The sequence below is a fragment of the Frankia sp. QA3 genome (assembly GCF_000262465.1).
Taxonomy (GTDB): domain Bacteria; phylum Actinomycetota; class Actinomycetes; order Frankiales; family Frankiaceae; genus Frankia.
In genome coordinates, this window is record NZ_CM001489.1 from 408,832 (window position 1) to 429,946 (window position 21,115).

General features: G+C 72.3%; 19 protein-coding genes and 1 pseudogene. 14 read left to right on the plus strand and 6 right to left on the minus strand.

Annotation, left to right across the window (positions count from 1 at the left end):
• Positions 1 to 39 precede the first annotated feature (39 nt).
• The 3 genes from FRAQA3DRAFT_RS01655 to FRAQA3DRAFT_RS01665 form a co-directional block, all read right to left on the minus strand.
• Positions 40 to 579: a transcriptional regulator gene (locus FRAQA3DRAFT_RS01655; protein ID WP_009399461.1), complete on the minus strand. Its 540-nt coding sequence runs from the start codon at positions 577 to 579 to the stop codon at positions 40 to 42.
• 423 nt (positions 580 to 1,002) lie between these two features.
• On the minus strand, positions 1,003 to 2,598 hold the full coding sequence (gene glpK, locus FRAQA3DRAFT_RS01660; RefSeq protein ID WP_009399462.1) for a glycerol kinase GlpK: 1,596 nt from the start codon (positions 2,596 to 2,598) through the stop codon (positions 1,003 to 1,005).
• A gap of 314 nt (positions 2,599 to 2,912) precedes the next feature.
• Positions 2,913 to 3,617, minus strand: coding sequence for a hypothetical protein (locus FRAQA3DRAFT_RS01665; protein ID WP_009399463.1), 705 nt, complete (start codon positions 3,615 to 3,617; stop codon positions 2,913 to 2,915).
• A 314-nt stretch (positions 3,618 to 3,931) separates the two neighbouring features.
• Here FRAQA3DRAFT_RS01665 and FRAQA3DRAFT_RS01670 point away from each other — a divergent pair, with 314 nt between their 5' ends.
• Genes FRAQA3DRAFT_RS01670 through FRAQA3DRAFT_RS01705 form a run of 8 tightly spaced genes read left to right on the plus strand, consistent with a single transcriptional unit; the run spans position 3,932 to position 10,806 of the window.
• Positions 3,932 to 4,735 carry a metalloregulator ArsR/SmtB family transcription factor gene (locus FRAQA3DRAFT_RS01670; RefSeq protein ID WP_009399464.1) on the plus strand — a complete coding sequence of 268 codons (804 nt, stop codon included), beginning with the start codon at positions 3,932 to 3,934 and terminating at the stop codon, positions 4,733 to 4,735.
• Positions 4,732 to 6,144, plus strand: a complete 1,413-nt coding sequence (gene sufB / locus FRAQA3DRAFT_RS01675; protein ID WP_009399465.1) for a Fe-S cluster assembly protein SufB — start codon at positions 4,732 to 4,734, stop codon at positions 6,142 to 6,144. Before FRAQA3DRAFT_RS01670 ends, sufB begins: the two co-directional genes overlap by 4 nt.
• Entirely contained in the window at positions 6,144 to 7,361 is a 1,218-nt protein-coding gene (gene sufD, locus FRAQA3DRAFT_RS01680; protein ID WP_009399466.1) for a Fe-S cluster assembly protein SufD, read from the plus strand. Before sufB ends, sufD begins: the two co-directional genes overlap by 1 nt.
• The gene (locus tag FRAQA3DRAFT_RS01685) at positions 7,358 to 7,717 is read left to right on the plus strand and encodes a non-heme iron oxygenase ferredoxin subunit (protein ID WP_009399467.1); all 360 of its coding nucleotides are present in this window, start codon (positions 7,358 to 7,360) and stop codon (positions 7,715 to 7,717) included. Before sufD ends, FRAQA3DRAFT_RS01685 begins: the two co-directional genes overlap by 4 nt.
• An 8-nt stretch (positions 7,718 to 7,725) precedes the next feature.
• Positions 7,726 to 8,517 carry a Fe-S cluster assembly ATPase SufC gene (gene sufC / locus FRAQA3DRAFT_RS01690; protein WP_198287008.1) on the plus strand — a complete coding sequence of 264 codons (792 nt, stop codon included), beginning with the start codon at positions 7,726 to 7,728 and terminating at the stop codon, positions 8,515 to 8,517.
• A complete protein-coding gene (locus FRAQA3DRAFT_RS01695; RefSeq protein ID WP_009399469.1) occupies positions 8,514 to 9,836 on the plus strand; it encodes a cysteine desulfurase in 1,323 nt (440 codons plus the stop codon). Before sufC ends, FRAQA3DRAFT_RS01695 begins: the two co-directional genes overlap by 4 nt.
• The gene (sufU, locus tag FRAQA3DRAFT_RS01700; RefSeq protein WP_009399470.1) at positions 9,833 to 10,348 is read left to right on the plus strand and encodes a Fe-S cluster assembly sulfur transfer protein SufU; all 516 of its coding nucleotides are present in this window, start codon (positions 9,833 to 9,835) and stop codon (positions 10,346 to 10,348) included. The genes FRAQA3DRAFT_RS01695 and sufU overlap by 4 nt, the downstream gene beginning before the upstream one ends.
• Positions 10,345 to 10,806 carry a metal-sulfur cluster assembly factor gene (locus tag FRAQA3DRAFT_RS01705; protein ID WP_009399471.1) on the plus strand — a complete coding sequence of 154 codons (462 nt, stop codon included), beginning with the start codon at positions 10,345 to 10,347 and terminating at the stop codon, positions 10,804 to 10,806. Before sufU ends, FRAQA3DRAFT_RS01705 begins: the two co-directional genes overlap by 4 nt.
• A 404-nt stretch (positions 10,807 to 11,210) precedes the next feature.
• Here FRAQA3DRAFT_RS01705 and FRAQA3DRAFT_RS38330 read toward each other — a convergent pair.
• Together FRAQA3DRAFT_RS38330 and FRAQA3DRAFT_RS01715 are read right to left on the minus strand one after the other, a co-directional pair.
• Positions 11,211 to 11,459: pseudogene (locus FRAQA3DRAFT_RS38330) on the minus strand (DNA helicase); the annotation flags it as partial.
• 28 nt (positions 11,460 to 11,487) lie between these two features.
• Positions 11,488 to 12,633: a MalY/PatB family protein gene (locus tag FRAQA3DRAFT_RS01715; protein ID WP_009399472.1), complete on the minus strand. Its 1,146-nt coding sequence runs from the start codon at positions 12,631 to 12,633 to the stop codon at positions 11,488 to 11,490.
• 66 nt (positions 12,634 to 12,699) lie between these two features.
• Between FRAQA3DRAFT_RS01715 and FRAQA3DRAFT_RS34425 the strand changes: the two genes are divergently transcribed.
• The 3 genes from FRAQA3DRAFT_RS34425 (at position 12,700) to glgA (ending at position 15,709) form a co-directional block, all read left to right on the plus strand.
• Positions 12,700 to 12,849, plus strand: a complete 150-nt coding sequence (locus FRAQA3DRAFT_RS34425; protein WP_157467003.1) for a hypothetical protein — start codon at positions 12,700 to 12,702, stop codon at positions 12,847 to 12,849.
• A gap of 302 nt (positions 12,850 to 13,151) precedes the next feature.
• Positions 13,152 to 14,390 carry a glucose-1-phosphate adenylyltransferase gene (gene glgC / locus FRAQA3DRAFT_RS01720; protein WP_009399473.1) on the plus strand — a complete coding sequence of 413 codons (1,239 nt, stop codon included), beginning with the start codon at positions 13,152 to 13,154 and terminating at the stop codon, positions 14,388 to 14,390.
• A 140-nt stretch (positions 14,391 to 14,530) separates the two neighbouring features.
• A complete protein-coding gene (gene glgA, locus FRAQA3DRAFT_RS01725) occupies positions 14,531 to 15,709 on the plus strand; it encodes a glycogen synthase (RefSeq protein WP_009399474.1) in 1,179 nt (392 codons plus the stop codon).
• Between the two features lie 100 nt (positions 15,710 to 15,809).
• Here glgA and rfbB read toward each other — a convergent pair whose 3' ends face one another.
• The gene (gene rfbB, locus FRAQA3DRAFT_RS01730; RefSeq protein ID WP_009399475.1) at positions 15,810 to 16,814 is read right to left on the minus strand and encodes a dTDP-glucose 4,6-dehydratase; all 1,005 of its coding nucleotides are present in this window, start codon (positions 16,812 to 16,814) and stop codon (positions 15,810 to 15,812) included.
• A 331-nt stretch (positions 16,815 to 17,145) separates the two neighbouring features.
• Here rfbB and FRAQA3DRAFT_RS01735 point away from each other — a divergent pair, with 331 nt between their 5' ends.
• The 3 genes from FRAQA3DRAFT_RS01735 (at position 17,146) to FRAQA3DRAFT_RS01745 (ending at position 20,742) form a co-directional block, all read left to right on the plus strand.
• The gene (locus FRAQA3DRAFT_RS01735; RefSeq protein ID WP_009399476.1) at positions 17,146 to 18,777 is read left to right on the plus strand and encodes a circularly permuted type 2 ATP-grasp protein; all 1,632 of its coding nucleotides are present in this window, start codon (positions 17,146 to 17,148) and stop codon (positions 18,775 to 18,777) included.
• Positions 18,771 to 19,718, plus strand: coding sequence for an alpha-E domain-containing protein (locus FRAQA3DRAFT_RS01740; RefSeq protein WP_009399477.1), 948 nt, complete (start codon positions 18,771 to 18,773; stop codon positions 19,716 to 19,718). The genes FRAQA3DRAFT_RS01735 and FRAQA3DRAFT_RS01740 overlap by 7 nt, the downstream gene beginning before the upstream one ends.
• Positions 19,719 to 19,896: 178 nt before the next feature.
• On the plus strand, positions 19,897 to 20,742 hold the full coding sequence (locus FRAQA3DRAFT_RS01745) for a transglutaminase family protein (RefSeq protein WP_009399479.1): 846 nt from the start codon (positions 19,897 to 19,899) through the stop codon (positions 20,740 to 20,742).
• The last annotated feature ends 373 nt before the right edge of the window (positions 20,743 to 21,115 follow it).

A 21,115-nucleotide genomic window follows, 5' to 3' on the forward strand; every position in this document is an offset into this window, starting at 1 on the left:
ACCAGAGCGCGCCGCCCGATCCGACCGTGGCACGCACCGTCAACTTCGCTGCTGGGGCGGCCGGATGGGCAGGACCCGCCGCCGCGCGCCGACCGCCACCGGCTCGCCCGGCTCCACCAGCGCTCCCCAGGCGCCGAGTCGTTCGTAGAGCATCGACGGGGTCGTGCTGTAGAGCCGGGACAGCGACTGCAGATCGGAGCGGCGCAGCCGCAGGATGTCGCGGGAGCTGTCCGAGCGTAGGACCTGCACGATCGCGATCCAGCGCCGCAGCGGGCCGGTCCGGGTCGGCGGCAGCTTGCGCAGCCGGCGCAGGTCGATGACGAGTGGGGGAAGGTGGTCGATGTCACGGCGGTCGGCTGCCGGAGGGACCAGCAGGGTCGCCGGAACGTCGTACAACTCGGCGAGCTCGACGAGCCGGTGCACCCGCAGGGTGCGGGAGCCTCGTTCGTAGGCCCCCAGAGTTCCCGCGGTCCACCGGCCGTGGGTGCGCTCCTGGACATCCAGGAGCGACATGCCACGCCGATTGCGCGCCGCGCGAAGCCGGCGCCCGAGCTCCAGGGCGTAGTCCGCCTCGGTCACGGTCTCCGTCCGGGTCAGGTCGACAGGAGACGCCAACCGCCCCCAGTGACAGCCTGTCAGGCATCGGTGCGCCTGGCAGGCGGTTCGACCAAGAAGGCGCGAGGGAATGTGTCCCTGGGGTGGTCTCGTGAATGCGGGGTGCAGCAGATTTCGGGGTGGAGTCGTTCCTGGTGGTGGCGTTCGGTGACCGACTTGCGTCACTTGTCGCGAGGTCGCGGCTGCGGAATCCACGGCGGGGGGCGGTCCTGCCCGCTCAGCGATCGCCGAAGCAGGTCAGCGGAGTGCGTTGCCGCGGCTTGTTGTGCAGGTACAGGTGCCCGACCTCGGCTCGTCCCAGCGCCGGCAGGGGATTTCGGGGCGAGCCGTGCAAGGCCTGGCCATGCGGGTGGCCCCCGTCACGGCGATGACCATGAGTAACGACGATTATCGCCGGCGTACGTCGGTCTCGAAGCCGGCGTCGATCTCGGCTCCCGTGTCGCCGGTGTCGCCCGTGTCATCGGTGTCGTCGGTGTCGTCGGCCCAGGCGCGGGCGCGGTCGACGGCGGTCAGCCACCGGCGGTAGGCACGGTCGCGCTGGGCGGCCGTCATCGTCGGGCGGTAGCGCCGCTCGCTGCGCCGGTGCGCGGCGAGCGCGGCCGGGTCGGTGAAGAAGCCGGTCGCCAGCCCCGCGAGGTACGCCGAGCCGAGCGCTGTGGTCTCGATGTTGTCCGGCACGTCGACGTCGACGCCGAGCATGTCGGCCTGGAACTGCATGAGCCACGGGTTGCGCGCGGCCCCGCCGTCCGCGCGCAGCTCCCGCACGGCGAAACCGGCGGCGCCCATCGCCTCGACGACGTCGCGGGTCCGGTAGGCGATCCCCTCCAACACCGCGCGGGCCAGGTGCGCCCGGCCGGTGCCGCGGGTGATCCCGAGCAGGGTGCCGCGGGCGCGCGGATCCCAGTACGGCGCGCCGAGGCCGGTCAGCGCCGGGACGAAGTAGACGCCCTCGTTGCCGGACAACGAGGCGGCCAGGTCGGCCGTCTCGGCGGCGTCGCGGATGACCCCGAGGGAGTCACGCAGCCAGCCGACGGCCGCGCCGGTGGACAGGATCGCGCCCTCCAGGGCGTAGCGCACGGGCTCGCCGTCGAGCTGGTAAGCGACGGTCCGCAGCAGCGACGACTGCGGCGGCGGCACCGCCGTCCCGGTGTTGACCAGGACGAACGAGCCGGTGCCGTAGGTGTTCTTGGCCTGCCCCGGCTGGAGGCAGCCCTGGGCGAACAGGGCGGCCTGCTGGTCGCCGACGGCGGCGGCGACCGGGATCCGCACACCGAGGAAGGCGTCCGGATCGGTCTCGGCGTAGACCCGGGAGCTCGGCACCACCTCGGGCAGCACCTCGGCGGGCACGCCGAACAGGTCCAGCATGTCGGGAGCCCAGGCCGCGGCGGCGAGGTCGAGCAGCAGCGTCCGGGACGCGTTGGTGACGTCGGTGACGTGGACGGCGCCGGCGGTCAGCTTCCACACCAGCCAGGAGTCGACGGTGCCGAAGGCGATCTCGCCGCGGCCGGCCCGCCGGCGCAGTTCCGGGTCCCGATCCAGGATCCAGCCGATCTTCGTGGCGGAGAAGTAGGGGTCGAGGACCAGGCCGGTGCGGACGCCGACCGCGCCCGTGTGCCCGTCGGCGGCGAGGCGCTCGCAGCGCGCGGCCGTGCGCCGGTCCTGCCAGACGATCGCCGGACCGACCGGGGCGGCGGAGGACCGCTGCCACAACACGGTGGTCTCCCGCTGGTTGGTGATGCCCAGCGCGGCGAGGTCCGCGGGGCGGCGACCGGCGTCGGCCAGCGCCGCGGCGACGGTGTCGACGGCGCTGCGCCACAGCTCGTCGGGGTCCTGCTCGACCCAGCCGGGCCGGGGGAACCGGGGATGGATCTCCGTATACCCACGCCCGACGACCGTCCCGTCCCGATCGAGCAGGCAGACCGTGGTCCCGGTGGTGCCCTGGTCGACCGCGGCCACCACGCAGCCCCGCGCCGGTGTGCCCATCGTCGCCTCCCGTGCCGGTGCCGCCGTCGAGCCGATCTTGCCGCACTCCGGGGGAACAGGCGCGGCGCCATGCCCGGTTGTGGCCCGGCCAGATCGTGCCGAGGTCTGGGCACGGTTTCAGAGCCGAAGACCGTGCCTACGCCTCGGCACGATTTTGTGCATGATTGACCACGGAAAGTTACCGAGGCTGTGGTGGCCGATGAGTGCACCAGACACCGAGGCGACCCCCCGCCCCTCGTCCGGATCCCCATGACCACGGACCCGCTGAGGATTCACTCGTCCAGGTGTCGAACAGACCGGCCCACGGCCTCGGGTCAGCCCAGGCTGGACAGGTCGACGGCGGAGTCGGGCGGGGTGACGGCGGCGGGGGGGCCGTAGCCGTCGAAGGTCACCTGGTTGGTGGAGCTGCCCGCGACGGTGATCCGCAGGGGGTAGGCGGGGCCGGTGTTCGCCACGAGGAAGGCGGTGCCGTCGGGCGCCGCGGCCCGCACCGCCCGGGCGCCGTCGACCTTCTCCCGCCGCACCTCGCCGGTGAGCCCGACGAGGTAGTTGCCGAGGGAGTCGCTGAGCCGGCCGAGGGTGAAGTAGCTGTACTTGGCGGCGTCGGCGGGCGCGAGCCGGACCCACCGGTCGGCGAGCAGGTCCGCGGCGTCGCCGTCGCCCGTCGCCGTGTAGAAGGAGCGGCCGCGGCGGACGTAGGTGTCGTCGGAGATCTTGACGAGCTGGGTCCGCTGGCCGTACTCCTCGATGGTGCCGCGGGTCGTCGTGGCGGACATCACCAGGTCGTAGCGGGCGGGGGAGTCGGAGCTCGGGTCCTCCTCGGTGCCCACCACGTGCACCCCGGGGGCGGAGCGCAGCGCCGCGAGCGTGCGGGAGCCGACCTCGGCGGCCGGCAGCTTCTCCAGACCGTTGGTCTTCTCGCCCCCGCCGCCGCAGGCCGCCGCCGCGCCGAGCGCGAGCAGCAGGCCGAGCCCGAGCAGGGCCCGCCCGATCGCGCCGCTCCGTGGTCGAGCCCGCATCCGTCCGTCGCCTCCCCGTCCGAGGTCCACCGGGGGTGGTCGTCCGCAGGGACGACCCGCCCGATGGTGTCGCAAGTCTGGCATCACGCCGCCAGCGCTGGCCGACCGCCTACCAGCCGTGGGTAGATGTTGTGCGGATGCGAAACGCGGCCGGCCCCGGCGTCACGCCTGGGGCGGGCCTCGCCTGGGGCGGGGCTCGCCTGTGACGGGCCTCACCTGGGGCGGGGCTCGCCTGTGACGGACATCGCCTCGAGGTGGACCTGATCGGGGGCCCTCGGTTCGACCGTGTCCCGTAAATAGGGCACACTAGCGTTGTGAAAAACGACCACGATGCCTCGGGCGGGACGGCCGACGGCCGCACCCGCGACCGGGTCGTGCGTCTGCTGCTGGAGGGCGGGTCGGCCACGGCGGCCGAGCTGTCCCGGCAGCTCGGCGTGTCCCCGGCGGCCATCCGCCGGCACCTCGACGCCATGGTCGGGGACGGCATCATCACCCCGACCGAGAGCCGGTCCCGCGAACCGCGGGGCCGCGGCCGTCCGGCCCGGCGCTACGCCCTCACCGAGGCCGGCCACCGGGCCGGTCCGACGGCGTACTCCGATCTGGCGGCCGGCGCGCTGCGGTTCCTGGCGGAGGTCGTCGGGCCCTCGGCGGTCAGTCAGTTCGCCGAGGGGCGGGCCTCCGACCTGGAGCGTCGGGTGCGCTCCGCGGTCGTCGCGGCGCCGCCGGCCGATCGCCCGGCGGCGCTGGCCGAGGCGATGACGGCCGCCGGCTACACGGCCAGCGTCTCGGAGCTGCCGACCGGTCTGCAGATCTGCCAGCACCACTGCCCGGTCCAGTTCGTCGCGGAGCGCTTCCCCGCACTGTGCGACGCCGAGACCGCGGCGCTCGCCCGGGTCCTGGACACCCACGTGCAGCGCCTGGCGACGATCGCGCACGGCGACGGCGTCTGCACGACCCACATCCCCGCTGGCGCGGCGCCGGGACCGGTTCCGGATGATCCGTCCGACCAGGACGTATTCCGTGCAGGCGGGTCGAAGCCGACCGCGTCCGACCGGGACCCCGCACCCGCGCCCCCGACCTGTTCACCGTCCCCGTCTTCGGAGGGTTCCGCCCTATGACAACCTCTGCCGAGACCGCCCTCGAAGGCCTTGGTTCCTACAAGTTCGGATGGGCTGACACCGACGCCTACGCCGCTGACGTGGAGCGCGGCCTGTCCGAGGCGGTCGTCCGCGGCATCTCGGCGAAGAAGTCCGAGCCGTCGTGGATGACCGACCTGCGCCTCAAGGGCCTGCGGCTGTTCGAGCGCAAGCCGATGCCGACCTGGGGCGCGGACCTCTCCGGCATCGACTTCGACAACATCAAGTACTTCGTCCGGTCGACGGAGAAGCAGGCCGCCGAGTGGGCGGACCTGCCCGAGGACATCAAGGCGACCTACGACAAGCTGGGCATCCCGGAAGCGGAGAAGCAGCGCCTCGTCTCGGGCGTCGCCGCGCAGTACGAGTCCGAGGTCGTCTACCACAAGATCCGCGAGGACCTTGAGGAGCAGGGCGTCATCTTCCTGGACACCGACTCCGGCCTGCGCGAGCACCCGGAGCTGTTCCAGGAGTACTTCGGCTCGGTCATCCCGGTCGGCGACAACAAGTTCGCCGCGCTGAACACGTCGGTGTGGTCGGGTGGGTCTTTCATCTACGTGCCCCCGGGCGTGCAGGTGGAGATCCCGTTGCAGGCCTACTTCCGGATCAACACCGAGAACATGGGCCAGTTCGAGCGGACGCTGATCATCGTCGACGAGGGTGCCTACGTGCACTACGTCGAGGGCTGCACGGCGCCGGTCTACTCCTCGGACTCGCTGCACTCGGCGGTCGTCGAGATCATCGTGAAGAAGAACGCGCGCTGCCGGTACACGACCATCCAGAACTGGTCGAACAACGTCTACAACCTGGTCACCAAGCGGGCCGCCTGCCACGAGGGCGCCACGATGGAGTGGGTCGACGGCAACATCGGCTCCAAGGTGACGATGAAGTACCCGGCCGTGTGGCTGCTCGGCGAGCACGCCAAGGGCGAGGTCCTCTCGATCGCCTTCGCCGGCCCCGGCCAGCACCAGGACGCCGGCGCCAAGATGGTGCACGCCGCGCCCCGCACGTCGTCGACGATCATCTCCAAGTCGGTGGCCCGCGGCGGCGGCCGCACCTCCTACCGCGGTCTCGTGCAGATCAACGAGGGCTCCGCGGCGTCGCGGTCGACGGTCAAGTGCGACGCGCTGCTCGTCGACACCGTGAGCCGCTCCGACACCTACCCCTATGTAGACGTGCGCGAGGACGACGCCTCCATCGGCCATGAGGCCAGCGTCTCCAAGGTCGGCGCGGACCAGCTGTTCTACCTGATGAGCCGCGGCCTGTCGGAGGAGGAGGCGATGGCGATGATCGTGCGCGGCTTCGTCGAGCCCATCGCCCGTGAGCTGCCGATGGAGTACGCCCTCGAACTGAACCGGCTCATCGAGCTGCAGATGGAAGGTGCGGTCGGCTGATGGTCGTCATCGACGCCACCGGGCGCCCCCCGCTGGCCTCCGGAGCCGTGCCCCGCCCCGTGCGATCGCGCAACCCGCTCGACCACGACGTGCCCACCGGCCGCGAGGAGGCGTGGCGGTTCACCCCGCTGCGCCGGCTGCGCGGCCTGCTCACCGGCCCGGACGCGGACGGGAAGGTCTCCGTCACCGTCTCCGCGCCGGCCGGGATCGCGGTCGAGCAGCTCGACGCCGCCGACCCGCGGATCGGCCGGTCGTTCACCCCCGCCGACCGGGTCGCCGCGTTCGCGATGGCCCGTGCGGGCGGCGCCACGGCCGTCACGATCCCGGCCGAGGCCGCCCCGGCCGAGCCGGTGATCGTGCACCTGCACGGCGAGAGCCCCCGGCCCGCGGCCGGTGCCGCCGCCGGGGTCGCCTACGGCCATCTGCTCATCGAGATCGGCCCGTTCGCCTCGGCCACCGTCGTGCTCGACCACACCGGCAGCGCCACCTACGCCGGCAACGTCGAGGTGTACGTCGGCCACGGCGCCTCGCTGACCTTCGTGTCCCTGCAGGACTGGGACGCGGGCGCCGTGCACCTCGGCGCGCACGCCTACTCGATCGGCCGCGACGCGAAGCTGCGTTCGTTCACCGTCACCCTCGGCGGCGACCTGGTCCGGCTCAACCCGACCGTCGACTACCGCGGCCCGGGTGGCGACGCCGAGCTCAACGGCGTGTTCTTCACCGACGCCGGCCAGCATCAGGAGCACCGGCTGCTCGTCACGCACACCCCGCGGTCGTGTCGCAGCCGGGTGACCTACAAGGGCGCGCTGCGCGGCGACGCGGCGCACTCGGTGTGGATCGGCGACGTCGTCATCAACGCCGACGCGGTCGACACCGACACCTACGAGCTCAACCGCAACCTGGTGCTCACCGACGGCGCCCGCGCCGACTCGGTGCCCAACCTGGAGATCCTCACCGGGGAGGTCGTCGGGGCCGGCCACGCCAGCGCCACCGGCCGCTTCGACGACGAGGCCCTGTTCTACCTGCAGTCGCGCGGCATCCCGCCGGCCGAGGCCCGCCGGCTGGTCGTGCACGGCTTCTTCGCCGAGGTCATCGACCGCATCGAGGTCGCCGACCTGCGGGACCGGATCATGGCGTCGGTCGCCGCCCGGCTCGGCGAGACGCCGGCCGAGGACGAGCCCGCGACGCCGGCCGCGGCCGGGCAGGCGGGCGCATGAGCGCCGCCACCGACTCCGTGGCCGCGCCCCGCTGGCACCGGGTGTGCGCGCTCGCCGACCTCAAGGACGACACGGCGCTCGGCACCGAGATCGAGGGCGTGCCGGTGTGCGTCGTGCGCGCGGGCGAGCGCGTCTACGCGGTGCGCGACGAGTGCTCGCACGCCGACGTGCAGCTCTCCCAGGGCGAGGTCGAGGACGGCAAGATCGAGTGCTGGCTGCACGGGTCCCAGTTCGACCTGGCCAGCGGCAAGGCGCTGACCCTGCCGGCGATCGACCCGGTGCCCACCTACGCAGTGACCATCGACGGCGACGACGTGCTCGTCGACGTCGCACATTCGAACCCGGAACGAGGGTGACGGCAGCGGTGTCGACCTTGGAGATTCGTAACCTGCACGTCTCGGTCGAGACGGAAGAAGGCCCGCGCGAGATCCTGCGCGGTGTCGACCTCACCGTCCGCAAGGGCGAGACGCACGCGATCATGGGTCCGAACGGCTCGGGCAAGTCGACGCTGTCGTACTCGATCGCGGGCCACCCCAAGTACACCGTGACCGACGGCAGCATCACGCTCGACGGCGAGGACGTTCTCGCGATGGGCGTCGACGCCCGCGCCCGCGCCGGGATCTTCCTGGCGATGCAGTACCCGGTGGAGATCCCCGGGGTGTCGGTGTCGAACTTCCTGCGCTCCTCGGCCACGGCCGTGCGCGGCGAGGCACCGAAGCTGCGCACCTGGGTCAAGGAGGTCAAGACCTCCATGGAGGCCCTGGAGATGGACCCGTCGTTCGCCGAGCGCGGCGTCAACGAGGGCTTCTCCGGCGGTGAGAAGAAGCGCCACGAGATCCTCCAGATGGCGCTGCTCAAGCCGAAGATCGCCGTGCTCGACGAGACCGACTCCGGCCTCGACGTCGACGCGCTGCGCATCGTCTCCGGTGGCATCGAGGCCGTGCGCGCCCAGGGGGAGACGGGCATCCTGCTCATCACCCACTACACCCGCATCCTGCGCTACATCAAGCCCGAGTTCGTGCACGTGATGGCGGCCGGGCGGATCGTCGACGAGGGCGGGCCGGAGCTCGCCGCCGTGCTGGAGGAGTCCGGCTACGACCGCTACGTCAAGGGCGGCGGAGCCGCGGCGCCGGCGGGGGCGGGGGCGGTGTCATGACGCTCACCGAGTCGCTGATCGCCGACGGCACCCCGGGCACCGCGGGCTTCGACGTCGAGCAGGTCCGCAAGGACTTCCCGATCCTGGCCCGCACGGTGCACGACGACCTGGCGCTGGTCTACCTCGACAGCGCCGCCACCTCGCAGAAGCCGCTGGCCGTCCTCGACGCCGAGCGCGCCTACTACGAGCTGCACAACGCCAACGTGCACCGCGGCATCCACGTGCTCGCCGAGGAGGCCACCGGCCTGTACGAGGCGACACGGGACAAGGTCGCCGCCTTCATCGGCGCGACCGACCGGCGCGAGGTCGTCTTCACGAAGAACTCCACCGAGGCGCTCAACCTCGTCGCCTACGCGATGAGCAACGCCGAGACCACCGGCGCGGAGGCGGAGCGGTTCCGGCTCGGCCCCGGCGACGAGATCGTCGTCACCGAGATGGAGCACCACTCCAACCTGGTGCCCTGGCAGATGCTCGCCCGGCGCACCGGCGCCACCCTGCGCTGGATCGGGCTGACCGACGACGGCCGGCTGAACCTCGACAACCTCGACGCGGTCATCACCGACCGGGCGAAGGTCGTCTCGATGGTCCACCAGTCGAACATCCTCGGCACGATCAACCCGGTCGAGCGGATCGTCGCCCGGGCCCGCGAGGTCGGCGCGCTCACCGTGCTCGACGGCTCCCAGTCGGTGCCGCACAACCCGGTGGACGTCGCCGCGCTCGGCGTGGACTTCCTGGCCTTCACCGGCCACAAGATGTGCGCGCCGACCGGCGTCGGGGTGCTCTGGGGGCGCTACGAGCTCCTGGAGGTCATGCCGCCGTTCCTCGGCGGCGGCGAGATGATCGAGATCGTCACGATGGAGGGGTCGACCTACGCCGCCCCGCCGCACCGCTTCGAGGCCGGCACCCCGATGATCAGTCAGGTCGTCGGGCTCGGCGCCGCCGTCGACTACCTGACGGCGCTGGGCATGCCGGCGATCGCCGCGCACGAGCACGCCGTCACCGCGTACGCCCTCGACGCGCTCGCCACCGTGCCCGGAACGCGGATCATCGGCCCGCCGACCGTGGAGGACCGCGGCGGGGCGATCTCCTTCGTCCTGCACGACGACGCCGGCCGGGCGATCCACCCGCACGACGTCGGCCAGCTCCTCGACGAGCGCGGCATCGCCGTGCGCGTCGGCCACCACTGCGCCCGGCCGGTCTGCCTGCGCTTCGGCGTGCCGGCCACGACCCGGGCGTCGTTCCACCTGTACACGACGACCGGCGAGGTCGACGCGCTGGTGGAAGGTCTGCACGGGGTTCGGAGGTTCTTCTCGAGGTGAAGCTCGATTCCATGTACCAGGAGATCATCCTGGATCACTACCGCAACCCGCTGCACCGCGGCCTGCGCGACCCGTTCGACGCCGAGGTGCACCACGTCAACCCGACCTGCGGCGACGAGGTCACCCTGCGGGTGAAGGTCTCCGACGGGGTCGTCGAGGACGTCTCCTACGAGAGCGAGGGCTGCTCGATCAGCCAGGCCTCGGCGAGCGTCATGAGCGACCTGGTCATCGGCAAGAAGGTCGACGAGGCGCTGGAGCTCGAACGCGAGTTCCTGGCGCTGATGCAGTCGCGGGGTACCGCGGAGGGCGACGAGGACGTGCTGGAGGACGCGGTGGCGTTCGCCGGCGTCTCCAAGTATCCCGCCCGGGTAAAGTGCGCCCTGCTGTCCTGGATGGCCTGGAAGGACGCGACGGCCAAGGCCGTCGACCCGGCCGCCGCCACCGGCGCCTCCGTCGCCGCGCCCGCGCCCGCCGGCGCACCCCTCGACGTACCCGAGCAGGAGAAGCCATGAGCGACGCGGTCACCGACACTCGCGCCGAGACGGCGGCGAGCGACAGCCCGGCGCCGACCGCCGACGCCACCGGCCCCGCGGCCGCCGCCGGCGGCATCGCGCCGGCCACCGTCGCGGAGCGGGCCGCGGGCCTGGAGCTCGCCGAGTTCGCCGACATCGAGGAGGCGATGCGCGACGTCGTCGACCCCGAGCTCGGCATCAACGTCGTCGACCTCGGCCTCGTCTACGGCATCCACGTCGCCGACGACAACACCGTCACCCTCGACATGACGCTGACCTCGGCGGCCTGCCCGCTGACCGACGTCATCGAGGACCAGACCCGCTCCGCGCTCGTCGACGGCCCCGACGGCCTCGTCGCCGACGTGAAGATCAACTGGGTCTGGATGCCCCCGTGGGGCCCCGACAAGATCACCGACGACGGCCGTGAGCAGCTGCGCGCCCTCGGCTTCAACGTCTGACCGACCTTTCGCCGCCACCGGCCTGGCCGGAAGCATCTCCGACCAGGCCGGGCCGCCGCCACGACCGTCCGCCGTCAACCGGACAGCGAGCTGGTGAGGGAGCCGCTGCGCTAGTCGCCGGCCATCGGACCGCAAATGCCGGGCTTTGCCAGAGTAGTAGCTCTATTGGCAGTGCGGCGGACTCATAGCGCTGCGGTGTTCTGGGCGTTGGCCAGGAACGGGCTTGGTTGGCCGTGCCAGAAGATGGCCAGGTCGTCGCGGGCGCGGGTTGCGGCCACGAAGAGCAAGGAACGATCGCGGGCGCGTTCTCGCTGGTAGCGCCGTGCATCGGTGTCCTGGTAGCGGGCGATTGCGGCCCGGGGGATGAGCCCGGCCGTCGCGCCGGCGATGATGATCCGGCGGTGGCCGGGCCGCCGTGCCCTGCAGTAGTCGGAACGGGAACGCAGCACCTGCCCCAGGATGACATCGGACCATTCGGCCACGAGGAACTCGGCGTCCCATCGGCGCTCACCGACCTCGGTGAGCATCGCCGCCCACTCCCGCAGGGCCGCGTCGTCATCGATGGTTCGTCGCTGCCGGGCCGTGCCGGTCTCGCCGACGACCCGGCTTGCCAGTCTGTCGATGTTGACGATGTCGACCCGCTCGACGAGTTCGGGAAGGGAATTCGCACATTTCACAGCGTCACAGGGCGTCGAGACCCGCGCGGATGCCGTCGACGCCGGCTTCGAGTAGCTCCGGACTGGTCGCGAGGTTGACTCGGATGTGGCCGGCGCCGCCGGCGCCGAATTTCTCGCCTGCTTCGACGGCGACGCGGCCATACCGGAGGACGGCCTCGGCGAGCCGGGTGCCGGAGATCCCGTCTGCGGCCGAGAGCCACGCGAGGTAGGTCGCCTGCGGCAACTCGAATTCCAGTTCGGGCAGTCGGTCGCGGACCAGCCCGGCGAACAGGTGCCTGCGGTCGTCGATCGTTTCGCGCAGCCGGGCGAGCCAGGCTGCGCCCTCGCGGAACGCCGCCGACGAGGCGACCGCTCCCAGCTGCCCCACCCGCCAGTGGGTCTCGGGCGGCAGGCGGGCGAGCGCCGTGCCCATCCTGGCGCCACCCGCGATGACGAGCGCGCATTTGAGGCCGGCGAGGTTCCACGCCTTGCTGGCCGAGGCCAGTGCGATCGCGAGTTCCCCCGCGCCCTGGACGGACAGGATCGGCGTCGTGGCGGCACCGGGCAGGGCGAGTGGCGCGTGGATCTCGTCGGAGATCACGACGACGCCGTGGCGCGCGGCCGCCGACACGAGCGCAGTCAACTCCGCCCGGGTATGGACGGTGCCCGTCGGGTTCTGCGGGTTGCACAGCAGGTACGCGCCGCCGCCACGAAAGGCCTCGTCGAGACGTTCCAGCTCCAGCCGGCCGCCGCGCAGCGGCACGTCGACGAGGGTGGCCTCGGCCTCGGGAACCCAGTCCTGGAACGGCGGGTACACCGGGGAACTGATCACGACGCGGCGCACTCTGAGTACGCGCAGCACCTCAACAGCGCCGACGCTCACATCGGTCACGGGCACGATGCGGTCGGGCTCCGGGCGCCAGCCCCACTCCTCGGCGGCGAAATCCGCGTATGAGTGGGCGAGCTGCACGAACTCGCTGGCGTAACCGAAGTCGCTGCGGTCGACCGCGGCGTGCAGCGCGCGCGTGATGGGCTCGGCCGCAGCGAAGTCCATCTCCGCAATCGACAGCGGCAGCACATCCGGCGCGTGCATCCGCCATTTGGCGCTGCGGCGCTGCCGCAGTTCCTCGAGCGGCGGCACCGGAAGCAGATCGGGCGGCGATGCCTTCATGCGCCGATTCTCCCTACCCCTGGGTCAGCTGGCTACCGTGCGTGCGGAGGCCGCGGCCGGTCCCGGATGCACGTCAGGCAGCCAGCTGTTTCCGATCTTGAGTGCGGGGCTCTCGAGCGTGCCGGGCTGTCGACCATCCGGGCCTACGTGGAAGCGCTCGGCGGGAAGATCCAGCTCATCGCCGACTTCGGTGATCGCCGGGTCGTCCTGAGCTGACGGTCGGGCCCCGTCGGCGTGGCCCGACCGGGCCGGTTCGGGGCTGGGGGCGACCCCGTTCGGGGCAGTCCCCAGGCGGCGGTTCCGAGCCCTGCAAGCCCAGCTTGTAAGGTCGCAACAGGCGATCGGCGGCGTCATCGGTCCTTCCCGGCAGTGGCTCTCATTCGGCGGATTTTCCTTCGTGCTCGGTGTGGCTCGGCGTGTCGGCCGGGACCTCCGGTTTGGCTGGGAAACCGCTGGGGACAGGGTGTATCGGCCCGCGGATCGCCCCGCAGACCACGCCATGAGACGGGAGCAAGTCTGTGCCGAGCCCGCGGGTCCTCGGCCTGGTACTTGCCGGGGGAGCCGGACGGCGGCTGGCGCCGCTGACGGCCGATCGGGCCAAGCCCGCCGTTCCCTTCGGTGGGATGTACCGGCTGATCGACTTCGTGTTATCCAACCTGGTCAACGCCGGCTATCTGCGGATCGCCGTGCTCACCCAGTACAAGAGCCACAGCCTCGACCGGCACATCACCACGACGTGGCGGATGAGCAACCTGCTGGGCAACTACGTCACCCCGGTGCCGGCGCAGCAGCGTCTCGGCCCGCGGTGGTTCGCCGGCAGTGCCGACGCCATCCACCAGTCGCTGAACCTCGTCCATGACGACGACCCGGACATCGTCGTCGTCTTCGGCGCCGACCACGTCTACCGGATGGATCCCCGGCAGATGGTCGCCCAGCATCTCGACTCCGGTGCCGGGGTGACCGTCGCCGGGCTGCGCGTGCCGCGTGCCGATGGCCGATCGTTCGGCGTGATCCAGACCGGCCGGGACGGCCGGACGATCGAGGCGTTCCTGGAGAAGCCCGCGGACCCGCCGGGTCTGCCGGGCCGTCCCGAGGAGACGTTCGCGTCCATGGGCAACTACGTCTTCTCCACCGACGTCCTCATCGAGGCGCTACGCAAGGACGCCGCCGACGAGGACAGCCGGCACGACATGGGTGGCGACATCATCCCGATGCTCGTCGCGCAGCGCGCCGCCGCCGTCTACGACTTCACCGACAACGTCGTGCCCGGCACGACCGCCCGCGACCGCGGCTACTGGCGCGACGTCGGCACGCTCGACTCCTACTTCGACGCGCAGATGGACCTGTGCGCGCTCGACCCGGTGTTCAACCTGTACAACCGCGAGTGGCCGATCTTCACGAGCGTGCCGTCGCTGCCGCCGGCCAAGTTCGTGCACGACGACCCGCGGCGCACCGGGACGGCGATCAACAGCATCGTCAGCAACGGCGTGATCGTCTCCGGCGGCACCGTGCGCTCCGCGGTGCTCTCGCCGGGTGTGCGGATCAACTCCTGGGCCGAGGTCGATCGCGCCGTCGTGCTGGACAACGCCATCGTCGGGCGCGGCGCCGTCGTCCGCGACGCGATCCTCGACAAGAACGTCCACGTCCCGCCGGGCTGCCAGGTCGGCGTCGACAAGGATCGCGACCGCGCCCGCGGCTACACCGTCAGCGAGCAGGGCATCACAGTGGTCGGCAAGGGCGTCACCGTCACCGACTGATCCCGAACCGCCCGCCCGCGCCAGTCCGCAACCCGCACACCCGCACCCGCACACCCGCGCCGCCGCACCACCGCACCCGCACCACCGCACCCGCACCGCCGGCCCGTGCCCCACCCACCCCGTCGAGGGAGAGACCGTCCATGCGCGTCGCGCTGCTCACCCGGGAGTTCCCCCCGGACGTCTACGGCGGGGCGGGTGTGCACGTCGAGTACCTGGCCCGCGAGCTCGCCCGGCTGGTCGACCTCACCGTCCACCGGGAGGCGACCAGCGGCGACGGGCCTGTGATCGAGGCGGCCGGCGGGCCGGGCGTCGCCGCGGTGAGCGCCCACCCGAGCTGGGCGGCGCTCGCCGGCGCCGACGACGTGCTGCGCACCGTGTCGATGGACCTGTCGATGGCCGCGGCGGCGGTCGGCGCGGACGTGATCCACTCCCACACCTGGTACACGAACCTCGGCGGCCACCTCGCCGCCCTGCTCGGCGGCGTCCCGCACGTGGTGACGTCGCACTCGCTGGAGCCGCGCCGGCCGTGGAAGGCCGAGCAGCTCGGCGGTGGCTACCGGCTGTCGTCCTGGTGCGAGCGGATCGCCATCGAGTCGGCGGCGGCGGTGGTCGCGGTGAGCGCCGGGATGCGCGCCGACATCCTCGAGGCCTACCCGGCGGTCGACCCGGCGCGGGTACACGTGATCCGCAACGGCATCGACACCGACGAGTACCGACCCGACCCGGCGACCGACGTGCTGGAACGGTACGGGGTCGACCCGGAACGCCCCGTGGTGATCTTCGTGGGGCGGATCACCCGGCAGAAGGGGCTGCCGGTGCTGCTGCGCGCCGCGGCGGCGATCGACCGTCGGGCGCAGCTCGTGCTCTGCGCCGGCGCCCCGGACACCCCGGAGCTGCTCGCGGAGACCACCGCGCTGGTCGACGGGCTGCGCGGCGAGCGCGACGGCGTCGTCTGGCTGGGCGGCATGCTGAGCAAGCCCGAGGTCATCCAACTGCTCACCCACGCCAGCGTGTTCGTCTGCCCGTCGGTGTACGAGCCGCTGGGCATCGTCAACCTGGAGGCGATGGCCTGCGGCACCGCCGTCGTCGCCTCCCACGTCGGCGGCATCCCGGAGGTCGTCGACGACGGCGTCACCGGGCTGCTCGTCCCGCCCGACGAGCCGAAGGCGCTCGCCGACGCCATCAACACCGTGCTCGCCGACCCGGCGCGGGCGGCGGCGATGGGCCGTGCCGGCCGGGAGCGGGCGGTCGGCGAGTTCGGCTGGACGGCCGTCGCGGAGCGCACCGCGGCGCTCTACGCCTCCCTCACCGGCGGCTGACCGCGCCGACCGACCCGCCGACCGACCCGCCGACGCGTCGACGCGTCGGTGAAGGGTCGGTGAAGGGTCGGCGGCCGCGCGGCCGGCCAGGCGGCGCCGGTCAGCTCCGCCAGGCGGTCTCGGACACCGGCGAGCGGCCCAGCAGCGGGCGCCACCAGGACTCGTTCTCCTTGTACCAGGCGATGGTGGAGCGCATCCCCTCGGTGAAGTCGATCAGCGGTGCCCAGCCGAGCTCCGTGCGCAACTTGGTGGAGTCCAGCAGGTAGCGGCGGTCGTGGGAGGGCCGGTCCGGCACGATCGTCTTCAGCGACGCCGGCAGGCCGAGCTCGGCGAGGACGGTGTCGGCGATCGTGGAGATGTCGGCCTCGACCCCGGATCCCACGTGGTAGGTCTCGCCGACACGGCCGCGGTCGAGCACGGCGTCGATCGCCCGGCAGTGGTCCATCACGTGCAGCCACTCGCGCCGGTTCGTCGTCGACGCGTACAGCGGGAGCTGCTCGCCCTGCAGCGCCCGGGTCACGAACAGCGGGATGACCTTCTCCGGAAACTGGTACGGCCCGTAGTTGTTCGAGCAGTTGGTGATCGTGACCGGCAGGTCGTAGGTGTAGCCGTAGGCGCGCACGGCATGGTCGCCGCCGGCCTTCGCCGCGTTGTACGGGGTGCGCGGCAGGTAGGGGGCGTTCTCGGTGAAGGCGCCCGGGTCGTTGAGGTCCATGTCGCCGTAGACCTCGCAGGTGGAGATCTGGTGGAAGCGGGCGATGCCGACCGTGCGGGCCGCCTCCAGCAGCGCCTGGGTGCCCATCACGTTCGTCGAGAAGAAGTCTCCCGGCCGGATGATCGCCAGACTGTTGTGCGACTCGGCGGCGAAGTTCACGATCACGTCGACCGTGTGCTCGCGCAGCGTGGACTCGACGAGCTCGCGGTCGCGGATGTCGCCGTGGACGAAGGTGATGCGTTCGGCGACGTCGGCGAGGTTCTCCCGGCAGCCCGCGTAGGTCAGGGCGTCGAGCGCCACGACGGCGTCCGCGGGGTGCCGCTCGCGCCAGTAGCGGACGAAGTTCGACCCGATGAACCCGGCGGCTCCGGTCACCAGCAGCGTCGACATCGTGCGGCCTTTCGGTCGGCCCGCGTGCTTCGGCGCACGCGGTGGGATGGGCGGTCGGCGGAGCCATGGTCTCGCGGCCCGGGCCAAGCGGACTCAAGTCTGCCTGGTGCGCGTCGCGGCGGTCCGCGCCGGGTCCGGCGGGTCGTGACCGTGTCGCCCCCGCCCGCCTGCGCGATCGGCCTGCGCGATCGGCCTGCGCGAGGCCAGGCTGCGGTCCACACGCCCGGTGGGAGGCGGGGGGCCCCGCCCACACCATCCGGTGAGGGTGAACATCCCCGTCCAGGCCCGTGACTTCATGTGGAGGTAACACGGGCAAATTACGCTCCGGCCTGTGGCGGACCTGTTCGAGGGTTATCCAGCGGAAGCGGCGGCCACGGCAGCCTGGGACGAGGTGTTCGAGCCGTCGAACACGCCCCGGGAGGTGTACGCCGCCCTCTATGACGCGTTGCAACCCCTCAGCAGCGCGGATCTCGCGGCCCGCAAGGTCGCCCTGGACCGGGCGTTCCGGGACGCGGGCATCACCTTCAACCTCTTCGGCGAGGAGCGGCCGTTCCCCCTGGACCTCGTGCCGCGGCTGCTCGCCGGCGACGAGTGGGACGTCATCGAACGAGGCGTCACCCAGCGTGTCCAGGCGCTGGAGGCGTTCCTGGCCGACGTCTACGGGCCGGCCGAGGTGCTCGCCGACGGCATCGTGCCGCGCCGGCTCGTGCTGACCAGCGCCCACTTCCACCGGGCGGCGCACGGCATCGACCCGCCGAACGGGGTGCGGGCGCACGTGTCCGGCATCGACCTCATCCGCGACGAGCAGGGCGGTTTCCGCGTCCTGGAGGACAACGTCCGGGTGCCGTCCGGGGTCAGCTACGTGATCGAGAACCGCCGGGCGATGACCCGGGTGTTTCCGGAGCTGTTCGCCACCCACCGGGTGCGCCCCGTCGCCGACTACGCCACCCACCTGCTGCACGCGCTGCGCGCCGCGGCCCCGCCGGAGGTCGCCGACCCGACGGTCGTCGTGCTCACCCCGGGCGTGTACAACTCGGCGTACTTCGAGCATGCGCTGCTGGCTCGGCAGATGGGCGTGGAGCTGGTCGAGGGTCGCGACCTGTCGGTGCGGGACAACAAGATCACCATGCGTACCACCGAGGGTGAGCAGCCGGTGCACGTCGTCTACCGCCGGGTGGACGACGACTGGCTCGACCCGCTGCACTTCCGACCGGAGTCGATGGTCGGCTGCGCCGGCCTGGTCAACGCCGCCCGCGCCGGCCACGTGACGATCGCCAACGCGGTCGGCAACGGGGTCGCCGACGACAAGCTGATGTACACCTACGTCCCCGACCTCATCCGGTACTACCTCGGCGAGGAGCCGATCCTGCCGAACGTCGACACCTACCGCCTGGAGGACCCCGACCAGCGGGCCCACGTCCTCGACCACCTGGACTCCCTCGTCGTCAAGCCGGTCGACGGCTCCGGCGGCAAGGGCATCGTCATCGGGCCCCAGGCCAGTGACGCCGAACTGGCCGAGCTGCGGGTGCGGGTCAGCGATGACCCCCGCGGCTGGATCGCCCAGCGGGTCGTCAAGCTGTCGACGTCGCCGACGCTGACCGGCGACCGGCTCGGCCCCCGTCACGTGGACCTGCGCCCGTTCGCCGTCAACGACGGCAACAAGGTATGGGTGCTGCCCGGCGGGCTGACCCGGGTCGCGCTGCCGCGGGGCAGCCTGGTCGTCAACTCCAGCCAGGGCGGCGGCTCCAAGGACACCTGGGTGCTCGCCGCCGAGCGCAACCCGCGCGAACCGGCGCTGCCGCTGGCCCGCCCGCCGGGTGCCGCCGCCCGCCCCGCCAGCGGGCCGGACCTCGGGCCGGTCTCCTCCGACCAGCAGCAACAGCAGCAGCAGAACCAGGCCGGGCCCGCAACGGCCGCCGCAACCGGGACCACCGGGACCACCGCCGGGAGCCGGGGATGCTGAGCCGGATCGCCGAGTCGCTGTTCTGGATCGGCCGCTACGTGGAGCGGGCCGAGTCCACCGCCCGCATCCTCGACGTCCACGTGCACCGGGTGCTGGAGGACCCGTGGCTCGACGCGAGCTCCGCCGGCCGCGAGCTGCTCGCCGTCATGGGCCAGCCCGCCGAGTTCGACCAGCAGGTCGACTCCCGCACGGTCACCGAGATCCTCGCCTACGACCCGACGCGGCCGTTCAGCATCACCGGGGCCCTGTCGGCGGCCCGGGAGAACGCCCGCGGCGCGCGCGTGGTCGTCTCCAGCGACGTCTGGGAATGCCTCAACGCCACCTGGAACGACCTGCCGCACACCGAGGAGCTGGCCCGCCGGCTCGGCCCGCACGTGTTCTTCCGCTACGTCCGCGAGCGCACCGCGATGCTCGCCGGGCTGGTCGACGCCACCCTCGCCCGCGACGACGGCTGGCGCTTCCTGGTGCTCGGCCGCAGCCTGGAACGCGTCGACATGACCTCCCGCCTGCTGTCGTCGAGCATCAGCGACGACCCGCACTCGCAGAGCTGGATCAGCCTGCTGCGCTCCTGCGGCGCGCACGAGGCGTACCTGCGGACCTACCGGCGCGCCGTCGACGCCGCCCGGGTCGCCGAGTTCCTGCTGCTCGACCGGCTGTTCCCCCGCTCGGTGTACTGGTCGCTGGCGCTGGCCGAGGACATCCTCGCCGAACTCGACGGCGGCCGCGGCCGACCCCGGTCCACCGTCGACGACGCCGCCCGGCGCATGGTCGGGCGCACCCGCACGGAACTGGAGTTCCACAGCGTCGCCGAGCTCGTCGAGAACATGCCGGACCTGCTCGCCTCCCTGCAGAGCACCTGCTCACTGGTCAGCGGCGAGGTGACGGCGCGCTACTTCGCGCGGGAGGCACCGCGGTCCTGGGCGATGGAGGTGCCGGCATGAGCCGGCCGTCGCGGCTGACCCGCCCGGCGAGTCCCACCCGGGTGGTCCGCCCGGCGCGGGGCGGCGCCGCGGCCCGGTGGAGGCGGCGGGCTCCGGCGCTGCGCCGCGGGCGCCCGGCGAGCCCGACCCGCTCGACGGGCCCGACCCGGCCCACCCGACCCACCCGAGGGGACTCCTGGTGAGCTGGCAGATCCGCATCGAGCACTCGACGGGATACCGCTACGCCACCCCCGTGATGTCCTCCTACAACGAGGTCAGGATCATCCCGCAGACCGCCGCGTCCCAGCTCACCCTGGAGGCCACGGTCCGCACCGAGCCCGCGGCGAGCACCTACCGCTACTGGGACTACTGGGGGACCCAGGTCACCGCGTTCGACCTGCACACCCCGCACACCGAACTGGTCGTCACCGGCCGGTCGATCGTGCAGACCGCCCCGGCGCCGCAGCCCCCGACGGACGTCCCGACCTGGGAGCGGCTGGGCGCCGACCCGGTCGCGGACGAGTTCGTCGAGTACCTGCGCCCCTCGGCGTCCACCCCGGAGCACGACGAGCTCACCGCGGCCGCCCGCGAGCTCGTCGCCCGCCACGGCCCGCGGGACTTCATCCCCGCCGTCGGCGACTGGGTGCGCGAACGCCTCGCCTACCGCCGCGGCACCACCGGCGTGCACACCTCCGCGGTGGAGGCGTGGCGGCGCAGGGAGGGCGTCTGCCAGGACTTCGCGCATCTCGCCCTGGTCCTGATGCGGGCGGCGGGCATGCCGGCGCGCTACGTCTCCGGCTACCAGCACCCCTCCGCCCAGGCGGAGGTCGGCGAGACCGTCGAGGGGCAGTCGCACGCCTGGGTGGAGGGCTGGCTCGGTCGGTGGTGGGGCTTCGACCCGACCAACGCGGTCCCCGCCGGCGAGCAGCACGTGGTCGTCGCCCGTGGCCGTGACTACAACGACGTCCCCCCCGTGCGCGGCGTCTTCTCCGGCGGCACCTCCACCTCCCTCGGCGTCACCGTCGCCGTGACCCGCCTCGCCTGAGGCGTCGAGGCCAGCCTCCACCGCGGGAGCCTAGTGGGGTCCGGCCGGCGCCGCCACGCCGAGCCGGTTCGCCGGCTCGCCGGTCTGCGGTGCCCGCTGACGAACTCGGCCTCCCCCGGTATCGGCGTGAAGCGGCGGACCGGCTCCTGCGGCGCGATCGCCGCCGGGAACCCCCGCAGCCGTTGCGTCCCCGCCTGCGGGGAGTGCGCGGCGCAGGCAGATCGCGCAGGTTGTGTATTGCCTGTTTCTGACTGGCCGGGTCGGGATGGTGTGCAGAAGGAAGTGCGATTCGCAGACGACGCCCAGGACCGCCACATACACGCAGGAGCGTCCAATGATTTGACGAGCCCTGAAAAGGCTGCGGTAACGTTCG